15 protein-coding genes and 9 pseudogenes are annotated in these 23,119 nt (G+C 67.0%); 8 read left to right on the top strand and 16 right to left on the bottom strand.

Annotated features, from left to right (window positions below; all coding sequences use genetic code 11):
• Nucleotides 1-8: 8 nt before the first annotated feature.
• On the bottom strand, nucleotides 9-1,673 hold the full coding sequence (secD, locus tag PE067_RS07825) for a protein translocase subunit SecD (protein WP_276188647.1): 1,665 nt from the start codon (nucleotides 1,671-1,673) through the stop codon (nucleotides 9-11).
• 15 nt (nucleotides 1,674-1,688) lie between these two features.
• Nucleotides 1,689-1,925, bottom strand: a complete 237-nt coding sequence (gene yajC, locus PE067_RS07820) for a preprotein translocase subunit YajC (protein WP_276188645.1) — start codon at nucleotides 1,923-1,925, stop codon at nucleotides 1,689-1,691.
• 445 nt (nucleotides 1,926-2,370) lie between these two features.
• Between yajC and mazG the strand changes: the two are divergent.
• A pseudogene (gene mazG / locus PE067_RS07815) lies at nucleotides 2,371-3,125 on the top strand (nucleoside triphosphate pyrophosphohydrolase).
• Between the two features lie 107 nt (nucleotides 3,126-3,232).
• On the opposite strand, the gene dusA reads toward mazG, so the two are convergent.
• The 11 genes and pseudogenes from dusA to PE067_RS07765 all read right to left on the bottom strand — a co-directional run.
• Nucleotides 3,233-4,216 carry a tRNA dihydrouridine(20/20a) synthase DusA gene (gene dusA / locus PE067_RS07810; protein WP_276188644.1) on the bottom strand — a complete coding sequence of 328 codons (984 nt, stop codon included), beginning with the start codon at nucleotides 4,214-4,216 and terminating at the stop codon, nucleotides 3,233-3,235.
• A 112-nt stretch (nucleotides 4,217-4,328) separates the two neighbouring features.
• Complete coding sequence (locus PE067_RS07805) at nucleotides 4,329-5,672, bottom strand: MFS transporter (RefSeq protein ID WP_276188642.1); 1,344 nt, start codon at nucleotides 5,670-5,672, stop codon at nucleotides 4,329-4,331.
• A gap of 649 nt (nucleotides 5,673-6,321) precedes the next feature.
• Nucleotides 6,322-7,107, bottom strand: coding sequence for a crotonase/enoyl-CoA hydratase family protein (locus PE067_RS07800; protein ID WP_276188639.1), 786 nt, complete (start codon nucleotides 7,105-7,107; stop codon nucleotides 6,322-6,324).
• A gap of 3 nt (nucleotides 7,108-7,110) precedes the next feature.
• Nucleotides 7,111-7,974 (bottom strand): hydroxymethylglutaryl-CoA lyase, encoded by an 864-nt coding sequence (locus PE067_RS07795; protein WP_276188637.1) that lies wholly within the window; start codon nucleotides 7,972-7,974, stop codon nucleotides 7,111-7,113.
• Nucleotides 7,967-8,167, bottom strand: coding sequence for a hypothetical protein (locus PE067_RS21820; protein WP_346429667.1), 201 nt, complete (start codon nucleotides 8,165-8,167; stop codon nucleotides 7,967-7,969). The genes PE067_RS07795 and PE067_RS21820 overlap by 8 nt, the downstream gene beginning before the upstream one ends.
• Nucleotides 8,168-8,450: 283 nt before the next feature.
• Nucleotides 8,451-8,576 (bottom strand): annotated as a pseudogene (locus PE067_RS21815) (glutathione S-transferase); the annotation flags it as partial.
• A 46-nt stretch (nucleotides 8,577-8,622) separates the two neighbouring features.
• Entirely contained in the window at nucleotides 8,623-8,829 is a 207-nt protein-coding gene (locus PE067_RS07785; protein WP_276188635.1) for an acetyl-CoA carboxylase biotin carboxyl carrier protein subunit, read from the bottom strand.
• Nucleotides 8,830-8,840: 11 nt separating this feature from the next.
• Nucleotides 8,841-10,187: pseudogene (locus PE067_RS07780) on the bottom strand (3-methylcrotonyl-CoA carboxylase); the annotation flags it as partial.
• 135 nt (nucleotides 10,188-10,322) lie between these two features.
• Nucleotides 10,323-10,556: pseudogene (locus PE067_RS07775) on the bottom strand (biotin carboxylase N-terminal domain-containing protein); the annotation flags it as partial.
• A 562-nt stretch (nucleotides 10,557-11,118) separates the two neighbouring features.
• Nucleotides 11,119-11,469 carry a hypothetical protein gene (locus PE067_RS07770; protein ID WP_276188633.1) on the bottom strand — a complete coding sequence of 117 codons (351 nt, stop codon included), beginning with the start codon at nucleotides 11,467-11,469 and terminating at the stop codon, nucleotides 11,119-11,121.
• A 309-nt stretch (nucleotides 11,470-11,778) separates the two neighbouring features.
• Nucleotides 11,779-13,385, bottom strand: a pseudogene (locus PE067_RS07765) (carboxyl transferase domain-containing protein); the annotation flags it as partial.
• A gap of 137 nt (nucleotides 13,386-13,522) precedes the next feature.
• On the opposite strand from PE067_RS07765, the pseudogene PE067_RS07760 reads away from it, so the two are divergent.
• Nucleotides 13,523-14,135 (top strand): annotated as a pseudogene (locus PE067_RS07760) (OmpW family outer membrane protein).
• Nucleotides 14,136-14,203: 68 nt separating this feature from the next.
• On the opposite strand, the gene PE067_RS07755 reads toward PE067_RS07760, so the two are convergent.
• Together PE067_RS07755 and PE067_RS07750 are read right to left on the bottom strand one after the other, a co-directional pair.
• Complete coding sequence (locus tag PE067_RS07755) at nucleotides 14,204-14,731, bottom strand: DUF1311 domain-containing protein (protein WP_276188631.1); 528 nt, start codon at nucleotides 14,729-14,731, stop codon at nucleotides 14,204-14,206.
• Complete coding sequence (locus PE067_RS07750) at nucleotides 14,731-15,891, bottom strand: isovaleryl-CoA dehydrogenase (RefSeq protein ID WP_276188629.1); 1,161 nt, start codon at nucleotides 15,889-15,891, stop codon at nucleotides 14,731-14,733. Before PE067_RS07750 ends, PE067_RS07755 begins: the two co-directional genes overlap by 1 nt.
• Before the next feature lie 199 nt (nucleotides 15,892-16,090).
• On the opposite strand from PE067_RS07750, the pseudogene PE067_RS07745 reads away from it, so the two are divergent.
• The 3 genes and pseudogenes from PE067_RS07745 to PE067_RS07735 all read left to right on the top strand — a co-directional run.
• Nucleotides 16,091-16,426, top strand: a pseudogene (locus tag PE067_RS07745) (hypothetical protein); the annotation flags it as partial.
• 73 nt (nucleotides 16,427-16,499) lie between these two features.
• Nucleotides 16,500-16,835, top strand: coding sequence for a histidine phosphatase family protein (locus PE067_RS07740; protein WP_346429684.1), 336 nt, complete (start codon nucleotides 16,500-16,502; stop codon nucleotides 16,833-16,835).
• Nucleotides 16,832-17,729, top strand: a pseudogene (locus PE067_RS07735) (CobD/CbiB family cobalamin biosynthesis protein); the annotation flags it as partial. The gene PE067_RS07740 and the pseudogene PE067_RS07735, both read left to right, overlap by 4 nt.
• 303 nt (nucleotides 17,730-18,032) lie before the next feature.
• On the opposite strand, the pseudogene hemC reads toward PE067_RS07735, so the two are convergent.
• A pseudogene (hemC, locus tag PE067_RS07730) lies at nucleotides 18,033-18,973 on the bottom strand (hydroxymethylbilane synthase).
• A gap of 76 nt (nucleotides 18,974-19,049) precedes the next feature.
• Between hemC and hemE the strand changes: the two are divergent.
• The 3 genes from hemE to PE067_RS07715 all read left to right on the top strand — a co-directional run bounded on the left by hemE (nucleotide 19,050) and on the right by PE067_RS07715 (nucleotide 22,892).
• Nucleotides 19,050-20,078 (top strand): uroporphyrinogen decarboxylase, encoded by a 1,029-nt coding sequence (gene hemE, locus PE067_RS07725; RefSeq protein ID WP_276188627.1) that lies wholly within the window; start codon nucleotides 19,050-19,052, stop codon nucleotides 20,076-20,078.
• The gene (locus tag PE067_RS07720) at nucleotides 20,079-20,954 is read left to right on the top strand and encodes a DMT family transporter (RefSeq protein ID WP_276188625.1); all 876 of its coding nucleotides are present in this window, start codon (nucleotides 20,079-20,081) and stop codon (nucleotides 20,952-20,954) included.
• 354 nt (nucleotides 20,955-21,308) lie between these two features.
• Nucleotides 21,309-22,892, top strand: coding sequence for an AAA family ATPase (locus PE067_RS07715; protein ID WP_276188623.1), 1,584 nt, complete (start codon nucleotides 21,309-21,311; stop codon nucleotides 22,890-22,892).
• Nucleotides 22,893-23,119 lie beyond the last annotated feature (227 nt).

Raw genomic sequence — 23,119 nt, 5'->3', positions numbered from 1 at the left:
GTTTCCCCCTACAGCACCAGTTCCTTGGGTTTGCGCCATTCGATCCAGAACACGATCATCAATCGCGTGAAATAGATCGCCGTAAAGACCGAGGTGACCAGACCGATGGTAAAGGTCACGGCAAAGCCCTTGACCGGGCCGGAGCCCAGAAAGAACATCACCATCGCCGCGATGAAGCTGGTCAGGTTCGCGTCGATGATCGCGCTCATCGCCTCGCGGAAACCGGTATCGACGGCGCGCACGACATTGGCCCCTTTGCGCAACTCCTCGCGGATGCGTTCGTAAATGATGACGTTCGCGTCAACCGCCGTGCCGACGGTCAGCACGATCCCCGCAATGCCGGGCAGCGTCAGCGTCGCCCCCATCACCGACATGATGCCCAGAATCATCAACACGTTGGTCAGCACCGCGACCGAGGCAAAGACCCCGAACAGCCCATAGCTGGCGATCATATAGGCGACGACGACGACGGTCGCGATGATCGTCGACAGCTTGCCCGCGTCGATGCTGTCCTGCCCCAGTTCCGGCCCGATGGTCCGCTCTTCCAGAAAGGTCATTTCGGCAGGCAAGGCCCCCGCGCGCAGCAGCACCGCAAGCTGGGTCGATTCCTCGATATTCATCGAACCGGAAATCTGCCCCGAACCGCCGGTGATCGCCTGCCGGATGACCGGGGCCGAAATCACCTGATCGTCCAGAACGATGGCAAAGGGCTGGCCGACATTCGCCGCCGTATAGATGCCGAATTTCTGCGCGCCCTGCGCGTTGAACCGGAAATCGACCGAAGGCGCGCCGTTCTGGTCAAAGCTGGGCCGGGCATCGACCAGTTCCTCGCCGGTGACGACGGGACGGTCTTCCAGCACATAGAACACGCCCGGCTCATCCACCGACGGAACCAGCGAATTGCCGGAACCGGGGTTAGCGTTTTCATCGGCGACGCGGCCGACGACCGGGTTGAAGGTCAGCCGCGCGGTCGTGCCGATCAGCGCCTTGAGCTCCTCGGCCGAACCGATGCCCGGCACCTGGATCAGCACGCGGTCGCTGCCCTGACGCATGATCGTCGGTTCGCGGGTGCCGACCTCGTCAACCCGCCTGCGCACGATTTCCAGCGTCTGCTGGACGGTGCGGTCGGCCATGGCCGATTTCTCGGCATCGGTGATGCGGATGGTCAGCCGGTTGCCGCTGCCCGCGACGTTCAGATCGTTCTGGCCGACACCGCTGAGCGTCGCGACCGGCGTGACGAAACGCCGCGCGATTTCGACGGCGCGGGTCATGCCTGCGGGATTGCCGATCTCGACGATCAGCTGATCCTCGGGGCTGGTGACGCGGCGCACCGCGCCGACCGTGTCGCGCTCCGCCGCCAGCGCATCGCGGACCTCGGGCCAGAGCGAGGTCATGCGGGCGCGATAGACATCCTCGACATGGACCTGCCCCAGCAAATGCGCACCGCCGCGCAGGTCAAGGCCAAGCGCAACCAGCCGCGAGGGCAGAAAGCCCGGCCAGCCAGCAATCGCCGCCTCATCCTCGGGCGTGGTGACCCCGGTCTTTTCGACACTCGCCAGCGCGTCGTTATGTTGCTCGACACGGGAATAGAATGCGTTTGGCATCGCGAGCAGCAGGCCAAAGCCCACCGTCAGCAGGATAGCGATGCGCTTCCAGAACGGGATCTGCAGCATGTGGAGGGTGATTCCTCAGTTGTTGGCGGCGACCGGCGCGGTGCGGTTGACGACCGACGCGATGGTCGAGCGCACGACGCGCACGTTGACGCCAGACGCGATTTCCACCTCGGCCTCGTTGTCACGCACGGCGACGACCTTGCCGATCAGACCGCCCTGGGTCACGATCTCATCGCCTTTTTTCAGCGCCTCGACCATCGCGCGATGTTCCTTCATGCGCTTTTGCTGGGGACGGATCATCAAGAAATACATGATGACGAACACCCGGAGTCGAAGCGGACAAAGGACGCAAGTCCCGCGGCGCCCGAAGGTTGGCCGGTGGCCTGCGCGAATGCGGGGGTGACGAACATGTGGTTTTCCCCTGGCATGTCAGAACGGCGTGTCGAAGGCGCCCGTGGCGCTGGCTGGCCCACATGGATCGGGGCGCGGATTGGCGCGCAACCTATCTGCGCGCCGGCGACAGAACGTGCGAGAAGCCGCGACAGGCCCGTGCGACAGGCATCCGGTCACCTCTTCGTGGGCATCCCGGCGACAGGTCCGACCCCAACCCTGCGTAGACAAACCGCCGCTCCTGTGGCACAGCCCTGACCAGTTCCCAAACCAGAAGGCCGGACATGCCGAACGCTTCCGCCACCCCGAAAAGTACCCTCTTGCCGCGCCGGACCACGCCGACCAGCTCCAGCGGCTGCGTGCCATCATGGCCGCCCTGCGCGACCCGGAACGGGGCTGCCCTTGGGATATCGAACAGGATTTCGCCTCGATCGCGCCCTATACCATCGAAGAGGCGCATGAGGTCGCCGATACCATCGCGCGTCAGGCCCGGGACGAATTCCCCGGCGAACTGGGCGACCTGCTGCTGCAGGTCGTCTTTCACGCGCAAATGGCGCAAGAGGCCGGGATGCTCGGCTTCGACGATGTCGCGCGCCGGATCTCGGACAAGCTGATCGCCCGCCACCCCCATGTCTTCGGCGACGAAAACCGCGACAAATCCGCCGAACAGCAGGTCAGGGACTGGGAAGAGATCAAGGCCCGCGAACGCGCCGGACGCGCCGAAAAAGGCGTGCTGGACGGGGTCGCGCTTGGCCTGCCCGCATTGACCCGCGCGATCAAGCTGCAAAACCGCGCCGCCCGCGTCGGCTTCGACTGGCCGGGCGCGGCGCAGGTGCTGGACAAACTCACCGAAGAAACCGCCGAACTGGTCGAGGCCCGCGACCACAAGGGCAAGGCCGAACTGACCGAGGAATTCGGCGATCTCCTGTTCGTCATGGCCAATCTCGCCCGCCACCTCGACCTCGACCCCGAAGAGGCGCTGCGCGGCGCCAATGCGAATTCACCCGCCGCTTCCAGTTCATCGAATCCGAACTCGCCCGTCAGGGCCGCCAGCCCAAAGACAGCGATCTGGCGGAAATGGACCGGCTCTGGGACGCCGCCAAGGCCGCGGAACGCAGATGAATCAGGCCGGGAACTATTTCTTCATCATATAAATACCCCCAAAAACCGATCCAGACCCACCGTACGCCACAAGTCGGCAAGCAGCGTTGCCACACCCGGCCGTTCATTCAGTCGGGATCGATCCGGGTCTGGGCCAGGGCCGCGTCACAGACCTCGATCCCGCCGGTGGATGCCCCCTCGGACAGCACCCGGCGCCATTGCCGCGCCCCTGGCCGCCCATGAAACAGGCCCGGCATATGGCGCGTGACCTGATGCAGCCGCCCGCCCCGTTCCAGATGCGCCAGAATCAGGGGCCGCATCGCCAGCGCCGCATCGGTGGGCGTCTCAAAGGGCGGCGCCTCGCCCCACAAACCATCCGCCGCCCCCAGGATATCCCAGGGCTGATGATAGGCCGCGCGCCCGACCATCACCCCGTCCATGACCCGCAGGTGGTCCTGCACCTGATCCAAGGTCGCAATCCCGCCATTGACCGACAGGTCCATATCGGGAAATTCGGCCTTCATCCGATGCACCAGCGGATAGTCCAGCGGCGGAATTTCGCGGTTCTCACGCGGGGAAAGCCCCTGCAACCACGCCTTGCGCGCATGAATCGCCATCCGCCGGACCCCCGCCGCGCGCATCCGGGCGATGAAATCGGGCAGCACGTCTTCGGGGATCTGGTCATCGACGCCGATGCGGCATTTCACCGTGATCTCGACCGGGCTGACCGCGATCATCCCGGCCACGCAATCCGCAACCAGCTCCGGCCGCGTCATCAGCACCGCGCCGAAACAGCCCGATTGCACGCGGTCGCTTGGGCAGCCGACATTCAGGTTGATCTCGTCATAGCCCCAATCCGCCGCGATCCCGACCGCCTGCCGCAACTGCGCCGGATCCGAGCCGCCCAGTTGCAGGGCCACGGGATGTTCGCAGGCATCATAATCCAGCAGCCGCGACAGATCGCCATGCACGATCGCGGCCGAGGTCACCATTTCCGTATACAGCAGCGCCCGGCGGCTGAGCATGCGGTGAAACCGCCTGCAATTGCTGTCCGTCCAGTCCATCATCGGCGCAACCGACAACAGGCTGGCCGGGGGGGAACCCGTCGCCATCCCGGCACTCATTGCAACACCACCCGCACCCGGAACCGGGTTTTCGCAGAACCGGTCACGGCGCAGGACCGGCGGGCAGACAGGGCGGGGTTATCGTGGATCATGCCGCGCATTACCGAAAGACGGCGATAGGGTAAAGACGGGGAAAGGGTAAAGGTGGCACGCCTTCCCGGCCCCTTTGCGATGCGGCCCGACCGGGATCATCCGGGACGCGGCGGCCATGATGGGCGCGGCCCTCGCGGCAAGATCGCGCCCCGCTATCCCCCGACCCGCAGGTGGCGCGAACCATCGTCACCATGTGCCAGCGCATAGCGCCGCGTGAGACCAGCGCGATCATTCCGGCGCAGGACAGGCCAACCCCGACCAGACCGGACGACCGCCAGCCCCAGCCCGCATTCAGCGCCAGACCGGCAACCCAGGGCCCAAGCGCATTGGCGGCATTGAAGGCCGCGTGATTCATCGCCGCCGCCATGGATTGCGCAGGCCCCGCGACATCCATCAGCCGCGTCTGCAAGGGCACCACCATCCCCGACCCAAGCCCGAGGATCAGCGCCGAAGCCACCATCAACGGCCAGCTTCCCACCGCGAAAGAGGCAAAGGCCTGCGTCGCGGCCATAAAGGCGATCAGCGCCGCCGCCGAACGGAACACGCCCAGCCGGATCGTCAGCCGCGCCGCCCCGATGCTGCCCAAAGTGCCGCCGATCCCAAAGGCCGACAGCGCCAGCGGCACGGCCCAGCCCGGCGCCCCGGTCGTGGCGATCATCGCCGCCGACAGATAGGCATAGACCGCGAACAGCCCGCCAAAGCCGATGGCCCCGACCAGCAGAACCTGAATGACGGCGGGGTTGCCAAGCGCGCGCAGCTCTTGCAGGGGGCGCGCATCGGGGTCGCTGCCGACGCGCGGCGCCAGCCTCAGGATCAGGACGGCGGCGATCAGCGCCAGCAGCCCCGGCAGGGCAAAGCCCCAACGCCAGCCCAGCCCCTGCCCGATGGCACTGGCCAGCGGCACGCCGACGATATTGGCGATGGTCAGCCCCAGCAGGATCTGCGTCACCCCCTTGGCGCGCTGTTCGCGTGGCAGGGCGTCGGCGGCAAACAGCATGGCCACGCCCAGAAAACCGCCATGCGGCAGCCCCGCCAGAAAGCGCATGCCGACCAGCGTGTGATAGCCCGGCAGCACCGCCGCCAGCAGGTTCGCGACCCCATAGATCGCGATCAGCGCCGCCAGATAGCGGCAGCGCGGCAGCCGCGCCCCGAGAATCGAGGTCAGCGGCGCACCGATCACCACGCCCATGGCATAGGCGCTGATGACATGGCCCGCCTGCGGTTCGGTCGCGCCCAGATCGGCGGCAAACCAGGGCAGCAGGCCCATGGCCGCGAATTCAGAGGTGCCGATCGCAAAGGCACCAAGGCCCAGCGCCAGAACGGCGAGTGTCAGGTTTGGCTGCGGCGGCATAGGGCACCTGCTAGGAGAATGAGGGATGTTCGCGATTGTTTGCGTTAACAGCGAACGGGCGTCTTGTCAGCCCGGCATTGTCGCATGGCACCCATTCCGCGCCTGCAGGGGCGGATCGCTGTGGGGCTGTGCAACCAGCGCCGGAAAGACGGATCCGCCCGAACAACATCGCGCGCCATCTCGGCCCTCGCCGCCTCCTTTTCGCTGCCAGAAAACTGCGGACGCGCGCGGGTCCCATCGAATCGCTTGCCCGACAAAAACGGGGCATCGCATCCGATCTTTTCATTCGTCACGGCCGCCGTCGCTCGTCCCAACGGGTTCACGGCCTGTTCCGTGCGATCCGCTGCGCCCGATCAACCGCACGAAGGGTCACGCCCGGTATCGTCGTCCACGCTGTCCCATGCCACCCGCACCGGCCCAAGTCCGATGTCGAAACAACCGCCCCGGACCATCTTGCGAAATCCCGGCATCGACCCGCGACCATGTCGCCAGAAAGGAACTTCGTGGTGAAATGCCGCCCCATCAGATCGATGACGGTTCAAACGGCGTCCTTGCCAAAGCCCTGCCCATCTGGATTTCCCGCGACGAATACCATCGGGTTAGCGGCCCGACGCGCCCGAGAAGCACCCTTGACATGCCCGGCGCTGCCTCAGCTCTGCCACGGCGGTTTGCGCTTGTCGAAAAAGGCCGCGATCCCTTCGGGCGCCTCGGCACCTTCCCAGACCGAGACGAGATCGTCGATACTGGCGTCGATCACCTCGGCGTCGATGCGGGGGCCAAGGCGGCGGGCGAGGCGTTTGGCGGCGGCCACCGCGCCCGGCGCGCAGGACAGATAGGGTTCGACCTCGAAGGCCACGGCGGCATCCAAATCCTCCGCGGTCGTCGCGCGGGCCAGCAGGTTCAGCCCCACGGCCTCCTCGGCGTCAAAGACCCGGCCCGACATGAAGACGCGGCGGGCGCGGTCCTCGCCCATGCGGGACAGGACATAGGGGCCGATGGTGGCGGGGATCAGGCCAAGGCGGGTTTCGGTCAGGGCGAATTTCGCGCCCTGCTGGCCGATGGCGACATCGCAGACCGAAATCATGCCGACACCGCCGCCAAAGGCATTGCCGTGAACCCGGCCGATCAGGGGTTTGGGCATTTCGTTCAGGGCGTTCAGCATCATGGCAAGCTCGCGCGCGCCGGCCCTGCGGGTCGTGGCATCGGCGCGCATCTGGTCCTGCATCCAGCCCAGATCGCCGCCCGCGCAAAAGCTGTGCCCCTCGGCGGCCAGAATGACGACGCGGGTGCGGTCGTCATCGCCCAGAGCCAGCGCGGCATCGGTCAGTTCGCGGATCATCTGCGCAGACAGCGCATTGTGTTTATCCGCGCGCGCCAGCCAGAGGGTGGTCACGCCGCGCGCGTCACTGTCGATGCGGATCGTCTCATAGCTCATGCGTCAATCCCCCGTCGTGCCGCGCATGGCCCGCGCCATTCGCGCGGCCTGCCCGATGATGTCCATGTCCAGCCCTGTCGCATGGCCCTGCGCGGCCAGATGCGCGGCGACCCGTTCGGTCGCGACATTGCCCCCGGCCCCCGGCGCATAGGGACAGCCGCCAAGCCCGCCCACCGCGGCGTCAAAGACCCGCAGCCCGCGCGCAAGGCTCGCGTCGATGTTTTCCAGCGCGCGCCCTGCCGTGTCGTGGTAATGCCCGGCCAGACGGTCCGCAGGCAGTTCGTCCAGCACGGCCGTCAGCATGGCGTCGATGGTTTCCGGCCGCCCCTGCCCGATCGTCTCGCCAAGGCTGATTTCATAGCAGCCCATGTCGCGCAGGGCCGCCGCGACGCGGGCGACGTTTCCGGGCGGCGTCGGCCCGTCAAAGGGGCAATCCGTCACCACAGAAACATAGCCGCGCAGCAAGATGCCATCGGCCAGCGCGGCCGCAGCCACCGGGGCCAGACGTTCCAGACTTTCGGCAATCGTCGCGTTCAGATTGGCCCTGGAAAACCCTTCGGAGGCGCTGGCAAAGATCGCGACCTCGGATGCGCGGGCGGCACGGGCGTTCTCATACCCCCTGATGTTCGGGGTCAGCACGGCATAGCTGACACCGGGCGCGCGGGTGATCCCGGCCATGACCCCGGCGGCGTCGGCCATCTGCGGGACCCATTTCGGCGGTACGAAACTGGTCACCTCGATCCGGCGAAAACCGGCGGTGGACAGCAGATCGACCAGCGCGATCTTTTCGGCGGTGGGGATCAGGCGCTTTTCGTTCTGCAAGCCGTCGCGCGGGCCGACCTCGAATATCTCGACCGGGTCAGACATCGGGCACCTCGTAAAAATCACGGGAATAGATCAGCTTTTCACCCGGCGCGGGCAGGCTGCGCTGAAACGCCGGGCGCGCGGCGCAGCGTTCGACGTAACCGGCCAGCGCGGGGCGGGGGTCCAGCGCGGTAAAGCGGCGCGCCAGCCAGACCGACCAGCCGACCGCGCAATCGACGCCGGAAAATTCGCCCATCAGCCAGTCGCGACCGCTCAGCGCGGTTTCGACCAGACGCAGCGCGCGCGACAGCCGGTGCCGATTCCAGTTTCATCACGGTGGGCGAACGCTGCCAATCCTCGCGCAGGACGATATGGTGCTGGGTCAGGTTCGCCAGATGCTGGCCAAGGGTTTCCGCGAAATGCAGCCAGTCCAGCCATTCCCCGCGCCCCGCCTGCCCCGGCCCGCGCATCAGCGCGGGCGCGCGGGTTTCGCACAGATATTCGATCATCGCGCCGGATTCGTGCAGGGTCAGCCCGTCGATCTGCAGGACCGGCACGCGACCCGCCGGATGCAGGCTGGCATAATCATCCGCCCGCATCGAGCCGTCAAAGAAATCGACCCGCCGCAGGTCATAGTCGCAGCCGATTTCTTCCAGCAGCCACATCACCCGCATCGAACGCGACAGCGGGACATGCCACAGGATCGGGATGTCAGGCATCGGCGTCCTCCTCCAGCCGGATCAGGGGGGCGCCCGCCTGAACCTGATCGCCGGGGCGGGCCAGAACCTCGGCCACGCGGCCATCGCGGGCGGCGGTCAGGGTATGTTCCATCTTCATCGCTTCCAGAATGGCCAGCCGGTCGCCCGCCGTGACCTCCTGTCCCGGTTCGACGAACACGGCCTTGACCAGACCCGGCATCGGCGACAGCGTCAGCCCCCGCCGATCTCATCCCCGCCGCGATCCAGCGGGTCCAGCGGGGTCAGCGTCACCGTGCGCCCGCCAAAGACGCTGGTTCCGGCGGCATGGTTGACGATGCGCGACTGTCGCGGGCCGCCATCGACCCACCAGCGCCCGCCGGTGTGGCGGATGTCATGGCTGGTGCCGTCCAGCGTGACGCGCGCGGCGCCGGGGCCCAGCACCTCAGGCACCGCCTGCCCGCCATCCCAGGCGATGGTGCGACGCAGGGGCTGCCACAGCGTCACCCCGCCCCGGATCTGCGGATCATCAAGGCCTGCAAGGCCGATCACCGCCAGCGCGCGGGCGCGCGGATCGGGTTCAGCGGCGGCGACCAGCGCGTCAAGGTCGCGGCCGATCAGGCCGGTATCCACCTCGCCCCGGTTGAAACCGGGATGCCGGGTCAGGGCGATCAGGAAATCGACATTGGTGACCGAACCCGCGACCTCGGTATCGACCAGCGCGGTTTCCAGCGCGCGCAGGGCGATGGCGCGGGTCGGGCCGTGGGTCACAAGCTTGGCGATCATCGGGTCATACCACGGGCTGATCGTGTCGCCCTGCCGCACGCCGGTTTCGACGCGGGCGCTGTCGGGAAAGACCAGATGCGCCAGCGTGCCGGTTGCGGGCAGGAAGCCTGCGGGGACGTCCTCGGCATAAAGTCGGGCCTCGAAGGCGTGGCCGGTGATGGTCAGCTGGTCCTGAGTTGCGGGCAGCGGCTCGCCGCTGGCGACGCGCAGCTGCCACTCGACCAGATCGACGCCGGTGATCAGTTCGGTGACGGGATGTTCGACCTGCAGCCGGGTGTTCATTTCCATGAACCAGAAGCCGTCCGGGCGCAGGCCGTCGCTGCCATCGACGATGAATTCGATGGTGCCCGCGCCGGCGTAGCCGATCGCCTCCGCCGCGCGGGTCGCGGCTTCGCCCATGGCCCGACGCATTTCGGGGTCATGCCGGGGGCAGGGGCTTCCTCGATCACCTTCTGGTGGCGGCGTTGCAGCGAGCAGTCGCGTTCGAACAGATGGACGGCGCGGGTGCCGTCGCCAAAGACCTGCACCTCGATATGGCGGGGCTGCTGGACGTATTTCTCGATCAGCACGGCGGGGTTGCCGAATGCCGTCGCGGCCTCGCCCTGCGCGGATTGCAGGGCGGCGGCGAAATCGTGCGCGCGTTCGACCAGCCGCATCCCCTTGCCGCCGCCGCCGGCGACCGCCTTGATCAGCACGGGATAGCCGATCTGCATCGGCCTGTGCCGCAAGGATGATCGGGGTCCTGATCGCGTCGCCGTGATAGCCGGGCACGACCGGCACGCCGGCCTGCTCCATCAGCGCCTTGGCGGCGTCCTTCAGCCCCATCTTGCGGATCGCATGCCGCCGAGCGGGCCGATGAAGGTCAACCTCGCCGGCAGTGACCGCATCGACGAAATCGGGGTTTTCGGACAGGAAGCCGTAGCCCGGATGGATCGCCTGCGCGCCGGTTTCCTGCGCGGCGGCGATGATCGCATCGCCGCGCAGATAGCTGTCGCGTGGGGCGGGGCCGCCGATATGGACGGCCTCGTCGGCCATGGCGACATGGCGCGCGGCACGGTCGGCGTCGGAATAGACCGCCACCGTGCGCAGGCCCAGCTTGCGGGCGGTGTCGATGATGCGGCAGGCGATCTCGCCCCGGTTCGCGATCAGGATCTTGTCAAACATCGGTCACCCGGCTGGCCGAGGCAGCAGGGCCGCCGCCCCCGGACCCCGCGGGTATTTTCGTGATGAAGAATGGGGATGCGGGCGATCTGTTGGCGGGACGGATCGGCATTGGCGCGGATCGCGGAGTTTGTCGGGCGGCCCGGCCGAGGTTGTTGGCGTGGTGCAGGTCGATGCTTGCGGCGATCGGGATGCGGCGCGTTTTGGCATGACCGCGTTCGGCGGGGCGATGTCGGGCGGAGCGATGTCGGGGCGGCGATCCGGGGTGTGCCGCTGAGGTGGCTGGCGCCGGGGATGACGGCGCAGTCGGTCAGGGGCGGGCGCGCGGTCCCTGTGTGGTCATGCGTATCTGCGGGGCCGTCCTGAGCAGCATTCCCGGCGCCTGCCGCGATCCGTTGGCGGGTGGCGGTGTCCTTGGCATGGGTGGCCAGCGGCAGCGCGGCGCCGTCTTGCGCGCGGCGGGTATTGATCGGGGTGTGTGAACGGGTGACGGGTGCCGCGTCACCCTGCGGGGCTGTGTTGAGCAAGACGCTTCCGGTCATCCGGGAAAGGGTGAACCTGCGGGTCATCCGACGACCTCGACCAGTTGGAAGCCGTGGCAGAGGATCGGCGTGCCGTCCGACAGATCGGGATTTCGGCCCCGCCATTCGTCATGGCCCGCATGGCCCGCGCGGCGGAGGAATTTTTCGGGGATGTCATCTGCGCGGCAGGTTTTGGCATGCGTGGTCGGGATCACGACAGCCGCTTGATCGTCGGCGTCAAGCAGGATGCCGACCTGACCGGACCGGATATCCTGACCGGGCACGGGATGCAGGACCGCCGTCAGGCCATCGGATCGGATACGGTCGAGAAGTTCGGCGGTTTCCGCATCGCTTCGCCCAAGGCGCAGATGCCGCGCATCGGGATGGCGTTGCATCAGGCTGTGATCGGCCTGTGGGTCGGTCGAGATGCGGCGGCGGGTGGCCTGCTGCCGTTCGTCCGGATCCAGCGGCGGGCGTCACGGCGACCAGCAGATGGGGCGCGCTCCTGCAGGCTCTGCCGTCAGGCAGTCGCGGGTTCGCCGCCTGTCGTCCACTTTTGTCACAAGGCGCGTCGCGACCTGCCGAGGTCGAACCTGTCACCCGGCACCGGCTGCTCGGCGGCAAGATGGGTCAGATACAGCCCTGTTTCTGACCCGGCGCCCGGTTGAAACTGTCCTGGATCGTCGCGGCAAGCATCCCCCTGACATCCTGAAGACGCCGAAACGCGTCGGCTGGATCGGAGCGTTCAGGCTGGCGCGGAGCGACAGGGCCAGCACCTCGCGTGTCTTGCGCGGGTCGATGATGCCATCGTCCCACAGCCGCGCCGAGGCATGGAGCGGGTGGCGCTGGCGGTCGAACATCTGAATCGTGGGGCGTTTGAATTCGGCCTCTTCTTCGGGGGTCCATGTGCCGCCGCCGCGTTCGATCCCGTCGCGGCGGACGGTGGCCAGCACGCCCGCCGCCTGTTCGCCGCCCATGACCGAGATCCGCGAATTCGGCCATGTCCGCAGGAATCGCGGCGAATAGGCGCGGCCCTGCCATGCCGTAATTGCCCGCGCCAAAGCTGCCGCCGACCAGCATGGTGATTTTCGGCACATTGGTCGTCGCGACCGCCGTCACCATCTTCGCGCCATGCCGTGCGATCCCTTCGTTTTCATATTTGCGCCCGACCATGAAGCCGGTGACGTTCTGCAGGAAAATCAGCGGGATACCGCGCTGGCTGCAGAGTTCGATGAAATGGGCGCCCTTCTGCGCGGCTTCGGAAAAGATCACGCCGTTATTGGCGATGATGCCGCACGGGGCAGCCCTGCAACATGGGCGAAATCCCGTGACCAGCGTTTCGCCGAACCGCGCCTTGAATTCGTCGAAACGCGAGCCGTCGACCACGCGGGCGATGACCTCGCGGATGTCATAGGGGGTGCGCAGGTCGGCGGGGACGATGCCGCAGGATCTCCTCGGGGTCGTAGGCGGGCGGTTCGGGGGATTGCCAGACCACCGACTGCGGCAGGCGACGGTTCAGGTTGCCGATGGCGCGGCGGGCCAGCGCCAGCGCATGGGCGTCGTCTTCGGCCAGATAATCGGCGACGCCCGACAGGCGGGTGTGGACATCGCCGCCGCCAAGATCCTCGGCGCTGACGACTTCGCCGGTTGCGGCCTTGACCAGAGGGGGACCCGCCAGAAAGATCGTGCCCTGCCCGCGCACGATGATCGTCACATCGGACATGGCGGGCACATAGGCGCCGCCCGCCGTGCAGGACCCCATGACCACCGCGATCTGCGGAATGCCCAGTGCCGACATCTGCGCCTGATTGTAGAAGATGCGGCCGAAATGATCGCGGTCGGGAAAGACCTCGTCCTGATTGGGCAGGTTCGCCCCGCCAGAATCGACCAGATAGACGCAGGGCAGATGACATTCCTGGGCGATTTCCTGCGCGCGCAGGTGCTTTTTCACCGTCATCGGGTAATAGGTGCCGCCCTTGACCGTCGCGTCATTGGCGACGACCATGACATCCTGCCCCTGAACCCGTCCGATCCCGGCGATCACGCCCGCGCCGGGGGCGGCTCCGTCATACATGCCATGCGCGGCCGTGGCGCCGATTTCCAGAAACGGGCTGCCGGGGTCCAGCAAGTTCGCCACCCTGTCGCGCGGCGGCATCTTGCCCCGGCTGATGTGACGTTCGACCGCCTTGGGGCCGCCCCCCGCCGCCGCAGCCAGCGCGGCGTCGCGCGCGGTTTCGATCATCTGCAGATGAGCCTGACGGTTGGCCTGAAACCCGTCCGAGGACGGCAGGGCTGCGGATTTCAGCTTCATGCGAGGCTCCTTGCAAGGCGGGGATGCTGCGGCGCGGCAACATCTGCGGACAAACTCACGGGCGCGTGATCCAGATCAAGGCGGGGGCGGCGCGCAGCGGGTGATTTCGCCTTGCGCGACGAAACAAAAGGTGAAAAATGAAACGTCATATCCTGATTGCCACCGCGCTTGCCGCCCTTGCCGCACCCGCCTGCGCCCAATCGCAGGGCGAATGGACCGTGGGTCTTGGCCTGGCACATGTCAGTCCGAAATCGAACAATGGCACGCTGGCTGGCGGCACGGTTCCGACCAGCATCGGCGACAGCACGCGCCCCTCGATCACCGTCGAATATTTCATCCGCGACAATATCGGGATCGAATTGCTGGGCGCCCTGCCCTTCAAGCATACGATCAGGTCGAACGGGACCGAGATCGGCACCGTCAAGCACCTGCCGCCGGTCCTGTCGCTGCAATACCATTTCGACGCGACGCCGCAGATCAAGCCCTTTGTCGGTCTGGGCGTGAATTTCACCGGGTTCTATGACGCCGATGCGCGCGGCCCGCTGGCGGGCAGGCAGGCTGCGGGTCAAGAACTCCTGGGGGCTGGCCGCGCATCTCGGCGCCGATTTCGCGCTGAATGAAAAAGCCGCGCTGCGCGTCGATGCGCGCTGGATCGACATTTCGGCGGATGTCGAGCTGGACGGGGTCAGGATCGGGTCGGTCGATGTCGACCCCTGGGTCGCGGGCGTCAGCTATGTCATGAAATTCTGATCCGCAGCCGGAAACAGATCCGGGGCGCCCCGACGGGCGCCCTTTTTCATGGGGCGCGGCAGGCCGGATCACTCCATCCCCGCGGTGATATCGCGCAGCCGCAGGGCCTGGGTCGCGGTCAGTTGCAACATGCAATCGGCGCTCGCAGGTCCGCCCATCGTGCCGCCCTGATGGCGCACGGCCTCGAATTCGCAGCTTTTGTCGCGATAGGCGATCCAGTTGCGCTGCGCGGCGCGCAGGGCCGGGGCGGCCTTGGGTGCGGCCGATCCCATATCCGCCAGATCGGCATCGGCGCTTTCCGCGTGGTTCAGCGCCTTGTCATACCAGGCGTTCAGCAGCATGTCCCATTGCCGGGTTTCCCGGCTCAGGCATTCGCCCATGCCATAGGTCGTATCGCCATCCGGCCCCTGCATGCAGGCAACCGCCGCCTGACCGATGCACAGGCGCAGGGGCTCTCCCTCGATATCGGTCTGGGCATGTTCGGCCATCCTGTCGTTCAGGCAGGCATCCAGAATCGAGTCGTCATAGCTGACCCCATCCTGAGCCAGCACGGGCGCGGCAATCACGGCCAGCGCGGTGAATATCGTGAAACGCATCACGCCAACCCCATCAACTCGCGACCGATCAGCATCCGGCGGATCTCGCTGGTGCCGGCGCCGATCTCCATCAGCTTGGCATCGCGGAACAGGCGGCTGACCACGCTGTCGTTCAGGAAACCCGCACCGCCAAGCGCCTGCACCGCCTGATGCGCCTGCACCATCGCCTGTTCGCTGGCGTAAAGCACCGCGCCCGCCGCATCCTGACGGGTCACGCGGCCCGCATCACACGCCTTGGCGACCTCGTAGACATAGGCGCGGGCGGTGTTCAGCGCGACATACATATCGGCGATCTTGCCCTGCATCAGTTGGAACGATCCGATCGGCTGGCCGACTTGCTTGCGGTCGCGGACATAGGGCATGACCTCGTCCAGACAGGCGGCCATGATGCCGGTGCCGATGCCCGACAGGACCAGCCGTTCATAGTCCAGCCCGGACATCAACACGCGCACGCCGCGCCCTTCGGCGCCCAGAATGTTTTCGGCGGGGACATGGCAGTTTTCAAAGATCAGCTCGCCCGTGTTCGAGCCGCGCATCCCCAGCTTGTCGAAATGCGGGCTGGTCGAAAAGCCCGCCATGCCGCGTTCGATGATAAAGGCGGTGATGCCCTTGCTGCCCGCATCCGGGTCGGTCTTGGCGTAAACCACCAGCGTATCGGCGTCGGGGGCGTTGGTGATCCAGTATTTGTTGCCGTTCAGCACATAGCCATCGCCGCGCTTTTCGGCCTGCAGCTTCATCGAGACGACATCGCTGCCCGCCCCTTCCTCGGACATGGCCAGCGCGCCGACCGCGCGGCCGCTGCACAGATCCGGCAGGTATTTCGCGCGCTGCGCATCCGTGCCGTTCAGCGTGATCTGATTGACGCACAGGTTCGAATGCGCGCCATAGGACAGGCTGACCGATGCGCTGGAGCGGGCGATTTCCTCGGTCGCGACGACATGGGCCAGATAGCCCATCCCGGCCCCCCGGAATTCCTCGGGAACCGTGATCCCCAGCAGGCCCAGATCGCCCATTTCGGTCCAAAGCTGGTTCGGAAAGGCATTGCTGCGGTCGACCTCTGCCGCCATCGGCCTGACCCGGTCCTGAGACCAGCGATGCACCATGTCGCGCAGCGCATTCACCTCTTCGCCCAGATCGAATTCCATCCCGCGCGTGAACATCCGAAAGCCTCTCCTCCTGCAGATCATCGCCGTTTATTGAACGATTGTTCAGTTAACCATCGCCTCAAGCCGCAGCGTGCGTCAAGCGGGTCCGCATGGCCACGTCAGGGAAAGTGACGCAGGCCGGGGGCGATGCTGTCAAGCGCGGTCTGGTTTGCGGGGGGTGAACGGCGTTCGAGATATTCGATGATTGCGGTGTATGAATTTGATTATGCCGAATTTTTCTAAACAAAAGGATTGCATCCCTTCCCGGAGCCGCATTTCACCTTGCGCTGCGGCGCGGGGATTGGTCTGGTGCGGGCAAGATGCAAGCACAGGACAGGCCAGGAATGACATCGGCGATATCAGCCCCGCCTTTCAAGGTCGCCCCGCGCGTTGCGGCAACTCCGAGGCGATCGTGACGCGGCTCTGGCTGGTTCGTCACGCGCCGGCGATTGCCGACGGGCGGATCGCGGGACGCCGGGATGTCGCGGCAGATGTGACAGACACACGACAAATCAACGCCTTGCGGCAGCATCTTGCCACGTTGAAAGAGGTGGATATCTGGTCCAGCCCGGCGCGGCGTTGCCAACAGACCTGCGCCGCCCTTGGCCTGACACCCCGTCTGGATCCCAAACCTGTGGGAGCAGGATTTCGGCCTGTGGGAAGATATTCCCGCGACCGAGATCCCCGATCTTGGCCCCCTGACGCCCCGCGAACTGGCCCGCTACCGCCCGCCGGATGGCGAAAGCTTCAACCAGATGTGCGCCCGCGTGCGCCCGGTTCTGGAAAAGGCCAGCGGGCGGGTGGTGGTGGTCGCCCATGCCGGAACCGCCCGCGCCGCGCTGTCGATGGTCGCCGGTCCCGCCGCGCTGTCCTTTGCCATCGCGCCGCTGTCGGTGACGCAGATGACCCTGACGCCGGCCGGTTGGGCGGTGGAATGTGCCAGCCGGACCTTCGCATGAACTGGCCTGCCGACAGCCTGACCGTGGCGCTGGTCGCGCTGGCGCTGGACGCGCTGATCGGCTGGCCCGATGCGGTTTACCGGCGCATCGGCCATCCGGTGACATGGCTTGGCCGGTTGATCGGCTGGCTGGACCGCAACGGCAATCGCGGCGGGCATCGGGTGTTGCGCGGCGTGATCGCCAGCCTGACGACCATTGCCGCCGCTGTCCTGCCCGCGCTGGCACTGCCCGCGTGGCTTGGGGCCCTGCCCTTTGGCCCCGTCCTGCTGGGCGTTCTGGCCTGGCCGCTGGTCGCCAGCCGGTCGCTGCACGACCATGTCAAGGCCGTGGCGGATCCGCTGGCACAAGGCGATATCCCCGCCGCCCGCGCCGCCGTGGCGATGATCGTCGGGCGCGATCTGGACGACCGCCCCGAACCGATTGCCCGCGCGGCACTGGAAAGCCTCGCCGAAAATGCATCGGACGGGGTGATTGCGCCATTGTTCTGGGCGGCGGTGGCAGGCCTGCCGGGGATTGCCGCCTATAAGGCGATCACCACGCTGGATTCGATGATCGGCCACCTGAACGCGCGCCACGGCGAATTCTGGCGCTTTGCCGCGCGGCTGGATGATCCGGTCAACCTGCCCGCCTCGCGCCTGACCGGGCTGCTGATCGCCGCTGCCGCATGGTCGCGCGATGCGCTGCGGGTGATCCGGCGCGATGCCGCCCGGCACCGCCCCCCCCAATGCCGGCTGGCCTCGAGGGCGCGATGGCGGGCGCGCTCGGCATCCGCTCTGCCGGGGCCGGCGCAGCCATGGCGGGGTGGTCTCGGACGAACCCTGGCTGAACGGCATGGCACACGACCCCGGCCCGCGGGATTCGCCGCGCGGGCTGGCGCTGCATCGCCGGGCGGTGGCGGAACGGCGGTCCTGGGATGTGGCTGTTGCTGGCTCTGTAGCCGCCCTCCGCGACCGGCAACCTGCGCCGATCCGACAAAGACCCGAGAGAACGCCCATGCCCGCCGGTCACATGCGCGGCACGTCAGACCAGCGCGCGCCCCGGGATCTCCTGTCGCGATCCGAATTCCCTGCGCAGGCAATGGCTTTTGCACAGGCAGGGCGGCGGGCCGCGCGAAGGACGTCAAACGCCCCGCAACCGGACGAGCAAAATAAGCCAGGACGAACTCCGCGCCTTGGCGGGCGCCCCTTCACGACCCGGTCAATGCCCGGCCAGAAAGCCCGGCCCGGCGCGTCCCAGCAACTCGCGCGCCAGATCGTCGCCCATCGCGGGACCATCGCCGACCGGCCCGCGACATTCCGCCGCAAGCGATTGCGAACCATCCGGCCGCAGGATTTCGCCACGCAGGCGCAGCTCGCCACCCGAAATCTCGGCCAGCCCGGCGATCGGAGTCTGGCACGACCTGTCCAGCCGCGCCAGAAAGGCACGTTCGGCGGTGACGCGCAGCGCGCTGTCCTGATCGCCGATCGCGGCCAGCAGGGCGCCGGTCGCGCCATCGTTCAGGCGACGTTCGACCCCGATACAGCCCTGCGCCACGGCGGGCAGCATCTGGTCCGGGTCAATCGCGGAACGCGCGACCCCGGGCAGGCCAAGCCGCGACAGCCCGGCCATAGCAAGGAATGTCGCGACGGCGACGCCTTCGTCCAGCTTGCGCAGCCGGGTCTGGACGTTGCCGCGAAACTCGACCAGTTGCAGGTCGGGGCGGCGATGCAGCAGTTGCGCGCGCCGCCGCAGGCTGGAGGACCCGACCACCGCGCCCTGCGGCAATTCGTCGATCCCGCCGACATGCGGGCTGACGAAGGCGTCGCGCACATCCTCGCGCGGCAGATAGCAGTCGATGACCAAGCCATCCGGCTGGATCGTCGGCATGTCCTTCATCGAATGGACGGCGATGTCGATGGTCCCTGCCGCCAGCGCCTCCTCGATCTCGCGGGTGAACAGCCCTTGCCGCCTGCTTCGCGCAGCGAGCGGTTCTGGATCTGGTCGCCGGTCGTCGTCATCGGGACGATCTGAAAGGCAGCCTCGGGCAACCCATGCGCGGCCATCAGGCGGTCGCGCGTCTCATGGGCCTGCGCCAGCGCCAGTTTCGAGGCGCGGGTTCCAATGCGAAGCGGGCGGGACGGGTCGGGCAGATGTTCCATGCCAAAGCCCATAGCCTCAGCCCGCGCCCTTGACAACGCCCACCGGCTGGCGATGAAGGAAAGCCAAGGAGAAGCCATGACCCAAAAGACCATCCTGCGCGCCCTTGCCGGTGAGCGCCTGCCCGTGCCCCCGATCTGGATGATGCGTCAGGCGGGCCGCTACCTGCCCGAATATCGCGCCACCCGCGCGCAGGCGGGCGATTTCCTGTCGCTGTGCTACACGCCCGAACTGGCAGCCGAGGTCACCCTGCAGCCGATCCGCCGCTATGGGTTCGACGCGGCGATCCTGTTTGCCGATATCCTGCTGATCCCGCAGGCGCTTGGCGCCGATGTCTGGTTTGTGACGGGCGAAGGCCCGCGCCTGTCGACCATCACCGATGCGGCGGGGGTGACGGCGCTGCGGCCCGCCGATCAGGTCCATGAAAAACTGGCCCCCGTCTATGAAACCCTGCGCATCCTGTCGCGCGAATTGCCGCGCGAAACCACGCTGATCGGTTTCGCGGGCGCGCCCTCGACCGTTGCGACCTATATGGTCGCGGGTCGCGGCACCCCCGATCAAGGCCCGGCCCATGCGATGAAAACGGCGGATCGCGTGGCGTTTTCGGCGCTGATCGACCGCATCACGGATGCGACCATCGAATACCTGTCCGCCCAGATCGAGGCCGGGGCCGAGGTCGTCAAGCTGTTCGACAGTTGGGCCGGCAGCCTCAAGGGGCAGGATTTCGACGATTTCGCGCTGGCCCCGGCGAAACGCATCATCGCCGCGCTGAAAACCCGCCACCCCCATATCCCGGTCATCGCCTTTCCACGAGAGGCTGGCCCGCGTTACGCAGGTTTCGCCAAGGCGACCGGCGCCGATTGCGTGGCATTGGACCAGTCGGTCGCTGCCGATTGGGCCGCCGCCCATGTCCAGACCGACGGCTGCGTTCAGGGTAACCTGAACCCCGCCCTGCTGGTCGAGAGCGGGCCGCGTCTGGTCGACGAAACCCGCCGCATCGCCCGCGCCTTTGCCGGTGGTCCGCATATCTTCAACCTCGGCCACGGCATCACGCCGGACGCCGATCCCGACAATGTGTCGCGCATGATCGAGGCGCTGCGCGGCTAGATGCTCTGGATCGCGGCAACCCTGATCGCAGCCGTGGCGCAGACCGCGCGCAATGCCGCGCAACGGCAGTTGACCGGCGAAGTGGGGACGATGGGCGCGACCGCCGTGCGCTTCATCTTTGGCGCGCCCTTTGCGATCCTGTTGCTGGGGCCGCTGGCGCTGCATCAGGCCCTGCCGCTGCCCGGAACCGGGACCCTGCTTTGGGCCTGCGCGGGCGCCCTGTCCCAGATCGGCGCCACCGCCCTGATGTTGCAGGCGATGCGCAGCCGGGGCTTCGGCGTCATCACCGCGCTGATGAAGACCGAGCCCGTGACGCTGGCCATCCTTGGCGCGATCATTCTGGCCGAACCGCTTGGCCCCCTGCGCATGGCAGCCATCGCGGTTGCGACAGCGGGCGTCCTGCTGATGTCCGGCGCCGATCTGCGGCGCGGGAGTTTGGGGCCTGCCCTGCTGGGGATCGGGTCGGGTGTGCTGTTCGGCCTGTCGGCCATCGGCTTTCGCGGCGCGATCCTGGCGCTGCCGGACGGCGATTTCCTGACCCGCGCCGGCACCGTCCTCGCGATCAGCCTGACCATGCAGGCCGCGCTGACCCTGATCTGGCTGGCCGTCACCGACCGGCAGGCGCTGGCGGGCATCGCGCGCCACTGGCGCCATTCGGTCGGAGCGGGGTTTCTGGGTGCCTTCGCCTCGCTGTTCTGGTTCATCGGCTTTGCCCTGACCCCGGCCGCGAATGTCCGCACCCTGGCGCTGGTCGAGGTGGTGCTGGCGCAGATCGTCTCGGGCAGGCTGATGCGGCAGGAAACCACGCCGCGCCAGATCGCCGGGATGGCACTGATCGTCGCAGGCGTCGGTGCGCTGATTCTGGCCAGCCGTTAGCTGATCGGTCCCGGTGTGCAGCGCAACGGGCCGATGATGACGCAGATCCATGCCAGTGATCTGGGCCAGTGATCCGGGCCAGCCGGACATCCCGAGCCTGCGGGAAAAATCGGCCGCGATAAAGTCTGCATGCGTCGCGGATCGTGACGCCCACCGCGAAAGCGCCTCGCGGTTTCCCCTTGATCGCGCGGTTCATCCCTTCGCCGTATCTGTCGTTTCAGGGCATAGTCCGCGCGAGGATCTTGCGCAAAGGCGCTGGTGTCGTCGCTGCGATTTATGGGCTCTGCCCCCTTCCCGACCCTGCCCCCGAAATCCAGCCTTCGCTTTTGCGCCCCTCCGGGCTAATGCTGGCGCATGAATGGTCCCTCGCTCTTTCCCGAACCCGACGCCGCCCCTGCCGACAGCGGGCGCGATCTGCCGACCCTGTCCGCCGATCAGGCCGAGGCCTGGGATACGCTGGCCGAGGCGCTGGCCGCATCCGGCGTCGATCTGATTTCCGAGGAACTGATGCCCCCCGCCCCCGGCAAGGCGCGCGTTCTGGCGGTGATCGGCAAGGCGGGGTCGGGCAAGACGCTGATCCTGGCCGAACTGACCCGCGCGCTGAAAGCGGCGGGGGTCGAGATCGTTTCCGGCGATTACGAGGGCAAGCGCCGCAAGGAGCGCCGCACCGTCGCCGTGCTGGCCCCGACCAACAAGGCCGCTTTCGTGCTGCGGATGCGCGGCGTGCCCGCGACCACGATCCACCGCATTCTGTATACCCCGGTCTGTGACCCCGAATATGAACGCATCGCCGAATGGCTGGCGGGCACGGGCGAGCGCCCCAGGATCGAGGGCCTGACCGATGAGGCGCTGGACCGCGCCAAGGCGTTTTACGACCAGCATGCCTCGATCCCCGGCGCATTGGCGGCGGCAGGGCTGCGCGGTTCGGATTTCATCAAGGGCTGGAAACGGCGCGAAGACCCCCTGGACATCGGCTTGATCGACGAGGCCTCGATGCTGGATGAGCGCCAGTTCGACGACCTGCGTGAAATCTTTCCGCTGCTGGTGCTGTTCGGCGATCCCGCGCAGCTCGCGCCGGTCGGGCAGTCGGGGGAAATGGTCTTTGACCGGCTGGCCGCGCCGCAAAAGCTGATCCTGAACCGCATCCACCGTCAGGCCGATGACAGCCCGATTCTGGACCTTGCCCATGCGCTGGCCGATCCCGCGCTGGATTTCGCCGGGTTCGAGCGCATGATCCAGGACGCCGCCCGCCGCGACCCGCGCGTGATCTGGGCCGAACGCGTCGACAGCGACCTGATGGCGCAAAGCCCGGTGCTGGTCTGGCGCAACGCCACCCGCATCAAGCTGATCCATGCCTTCCGCACCGCCTTTGGCGCGCCGGGCGATGCGTTGTTGCCGGGCGAGCCGCTGATCTGCGACGGGCTGGAACTGCCGCTGAAGCACCGCAAGAAACGCATCGACCTGGAAGCGCGGGGCCTGATCAAGGGCGCGCAGGTCGTCTATCTGGGCCCGGGCCGCAAGCCCGGATTTTCGCGCCTGCATGTCATCGGCGCCGAGGATCCGCGCCTGTCCGCGGCATCCATCGTGAAAATCGAACAGCCCGATGTCGAGGAACCCTTCATCCCCTTTGCCGCGCGCATGGGCGCGGCCTTTCTGCATGGCGCGGCGGTGACGATCCACAAGGCGCAGGGGTCGCAATGGCCCGATGTCCAGATCTTCGGCCCCGACATTTCCGCCGCCGCATGGTCGAACCGGACCGAGGCGGGCGTGCCCTTGTGGAAACGTCTGGCCTATGTCGGTATCACCCGCGCGCAGGAACGGCTGCACTGGATCGTGCGTTCCCGGCTGGCGCGTCCGTCAGGGCCGCTGTCCGTCGACCATCTGGAACAACCCGCGACCCGGCTGGAACTGTCATCGCCCACCGAAGACGACGCCTGACCCTCAGCCTTTCATCGTCCCGTCGCGGATCTATCCGGCGATCTGTCCGGCACTGGCGTTACGGTCGCGCAGCCCGCTGTGGCGAATGTTGAGCGGTGACACTTGGATTGATATATTTCGGCCCAACAGGGGCGAAATCATCACCTGCGGCATGTATGCCGTCATAAATCATTCAATGAAATCAATGGATGGAAAACAGGGATAGGCAGATAAAACCGACCACCGTT

The organism is Paracoccus sp. DMF-8 (assembly GCF_029309835.1).
Lineage (GTDB): Bacteria > Pseudomonadota > Alphaproteobacteria > Rhodobacterales > Rhodobacteraceae > Paracoccus.
Note: the sequence above shows the minus strand (reverse complement) of the source record. Positions and strands in the feature narration are given on the sequence as shown.

Excerpts from the sequence above, each read along its gene's own strand:
- secD (WP_276188647.1), bottom strand. The coding sequence starts at position 1,673 with ATGCTGCAGATCCCGTTCTGGAAGCGCATCGCTATCCTGCTGACGGTG.
- yajC (WP_276188645.1), bottom strand. The coding sequence starts at position 1,925 with ATGTATTTCTTGATGATCCGTCCCCAGCAAAAGCGCATGAAGGAACAT.
- dusA (WP_276188644.1), bottom strand. The coding sequence starts at position 4,216 with ATGGCGACGGGTTCCCCCCCGGCCAGCCTGTTGTCGGTTGCGCCGATG.
- PE067_RS07805 (WP_276188642.1), bottom strand. The coding sequence starts at position 5,672 with ATGCCGCCGCAGCCAAACCTGACACTCGCCGTTCTGGCGCTGGGCCTT.
- PE067_RS07800 (WP_276188639.1), bottom strand. The coding sequence starts at position 7,107 with ATGAGCTATGAGACGATCCGCATCGACAGTGACGCGCGCGGCGTGACC.
- PE067_RS07795 (WP_276188637.1), bottom strand. The coding sequence starts at position 7,974 with ATGTCTGACCCGGTCGAGATATTCGAGGTCGGCCCGCGCGACGGCTTG.
- PE067_RS21820 (WP_346429667.1), bottom strand. The coding sequence starts at position 8,167 with ATGGGCGAATTTTCCGGCGTCGATTGCGCGGTCGGCTGGTCGGTCTGG.
- PE067_RS07785 (WP_276188635.1), bottom strand. The coding sequence starts at position 8,829 with ATGCCGGGTCTGGTCAAGGCCGTGTTCGTCGAACCGGGACAGGAGGTC.
- PE067_RS07770 (WP_276188633.1), bottom strand. The coding sequence starts at position 11,469 with ATGCAACGCCATCCCGATGCGCGGCATCTGCGCCTTGGGCGAAGCGAT.
- PE067_RS07755 (WP_276188631.1), bottom strand. The coding sequence starts at position 14,731 with ATGCGTTTCACGATATTCACCGCGCTGGCCGTGATTGCCGCGCCCGTG.
- PE067_RS07750 (WP_276188629.1), bottom strand. The coding sequence starts at position 15,891 with ATGTTCACGCGCGGGATGGAATTCGATCTGGGCGAAGAGGTGAATGCG.
- hemE (WP_276188627.1), top strand. The coding sequence starts at position 19,050 with ATGACCCAAAAGACCATCCTGCGCGCCCTTGCCGGTGAGCGCCTGCCC.
- PE067_RS07720 (WP_276188625.1), top strand. The coding sequence starts at position 20,079 with ATGCTCTGGATCGCGGCAACCCTGATCGCAGCCGTGGCGCAGACCGCG.
- PE067_RS07715 (WP_276188623.1), top strand. The coding sequence starts at position 21,309 with ATGAATGGTCCCTCGCTCTTTCCCGAACCCGACGCCGCCCCTGCCGAC.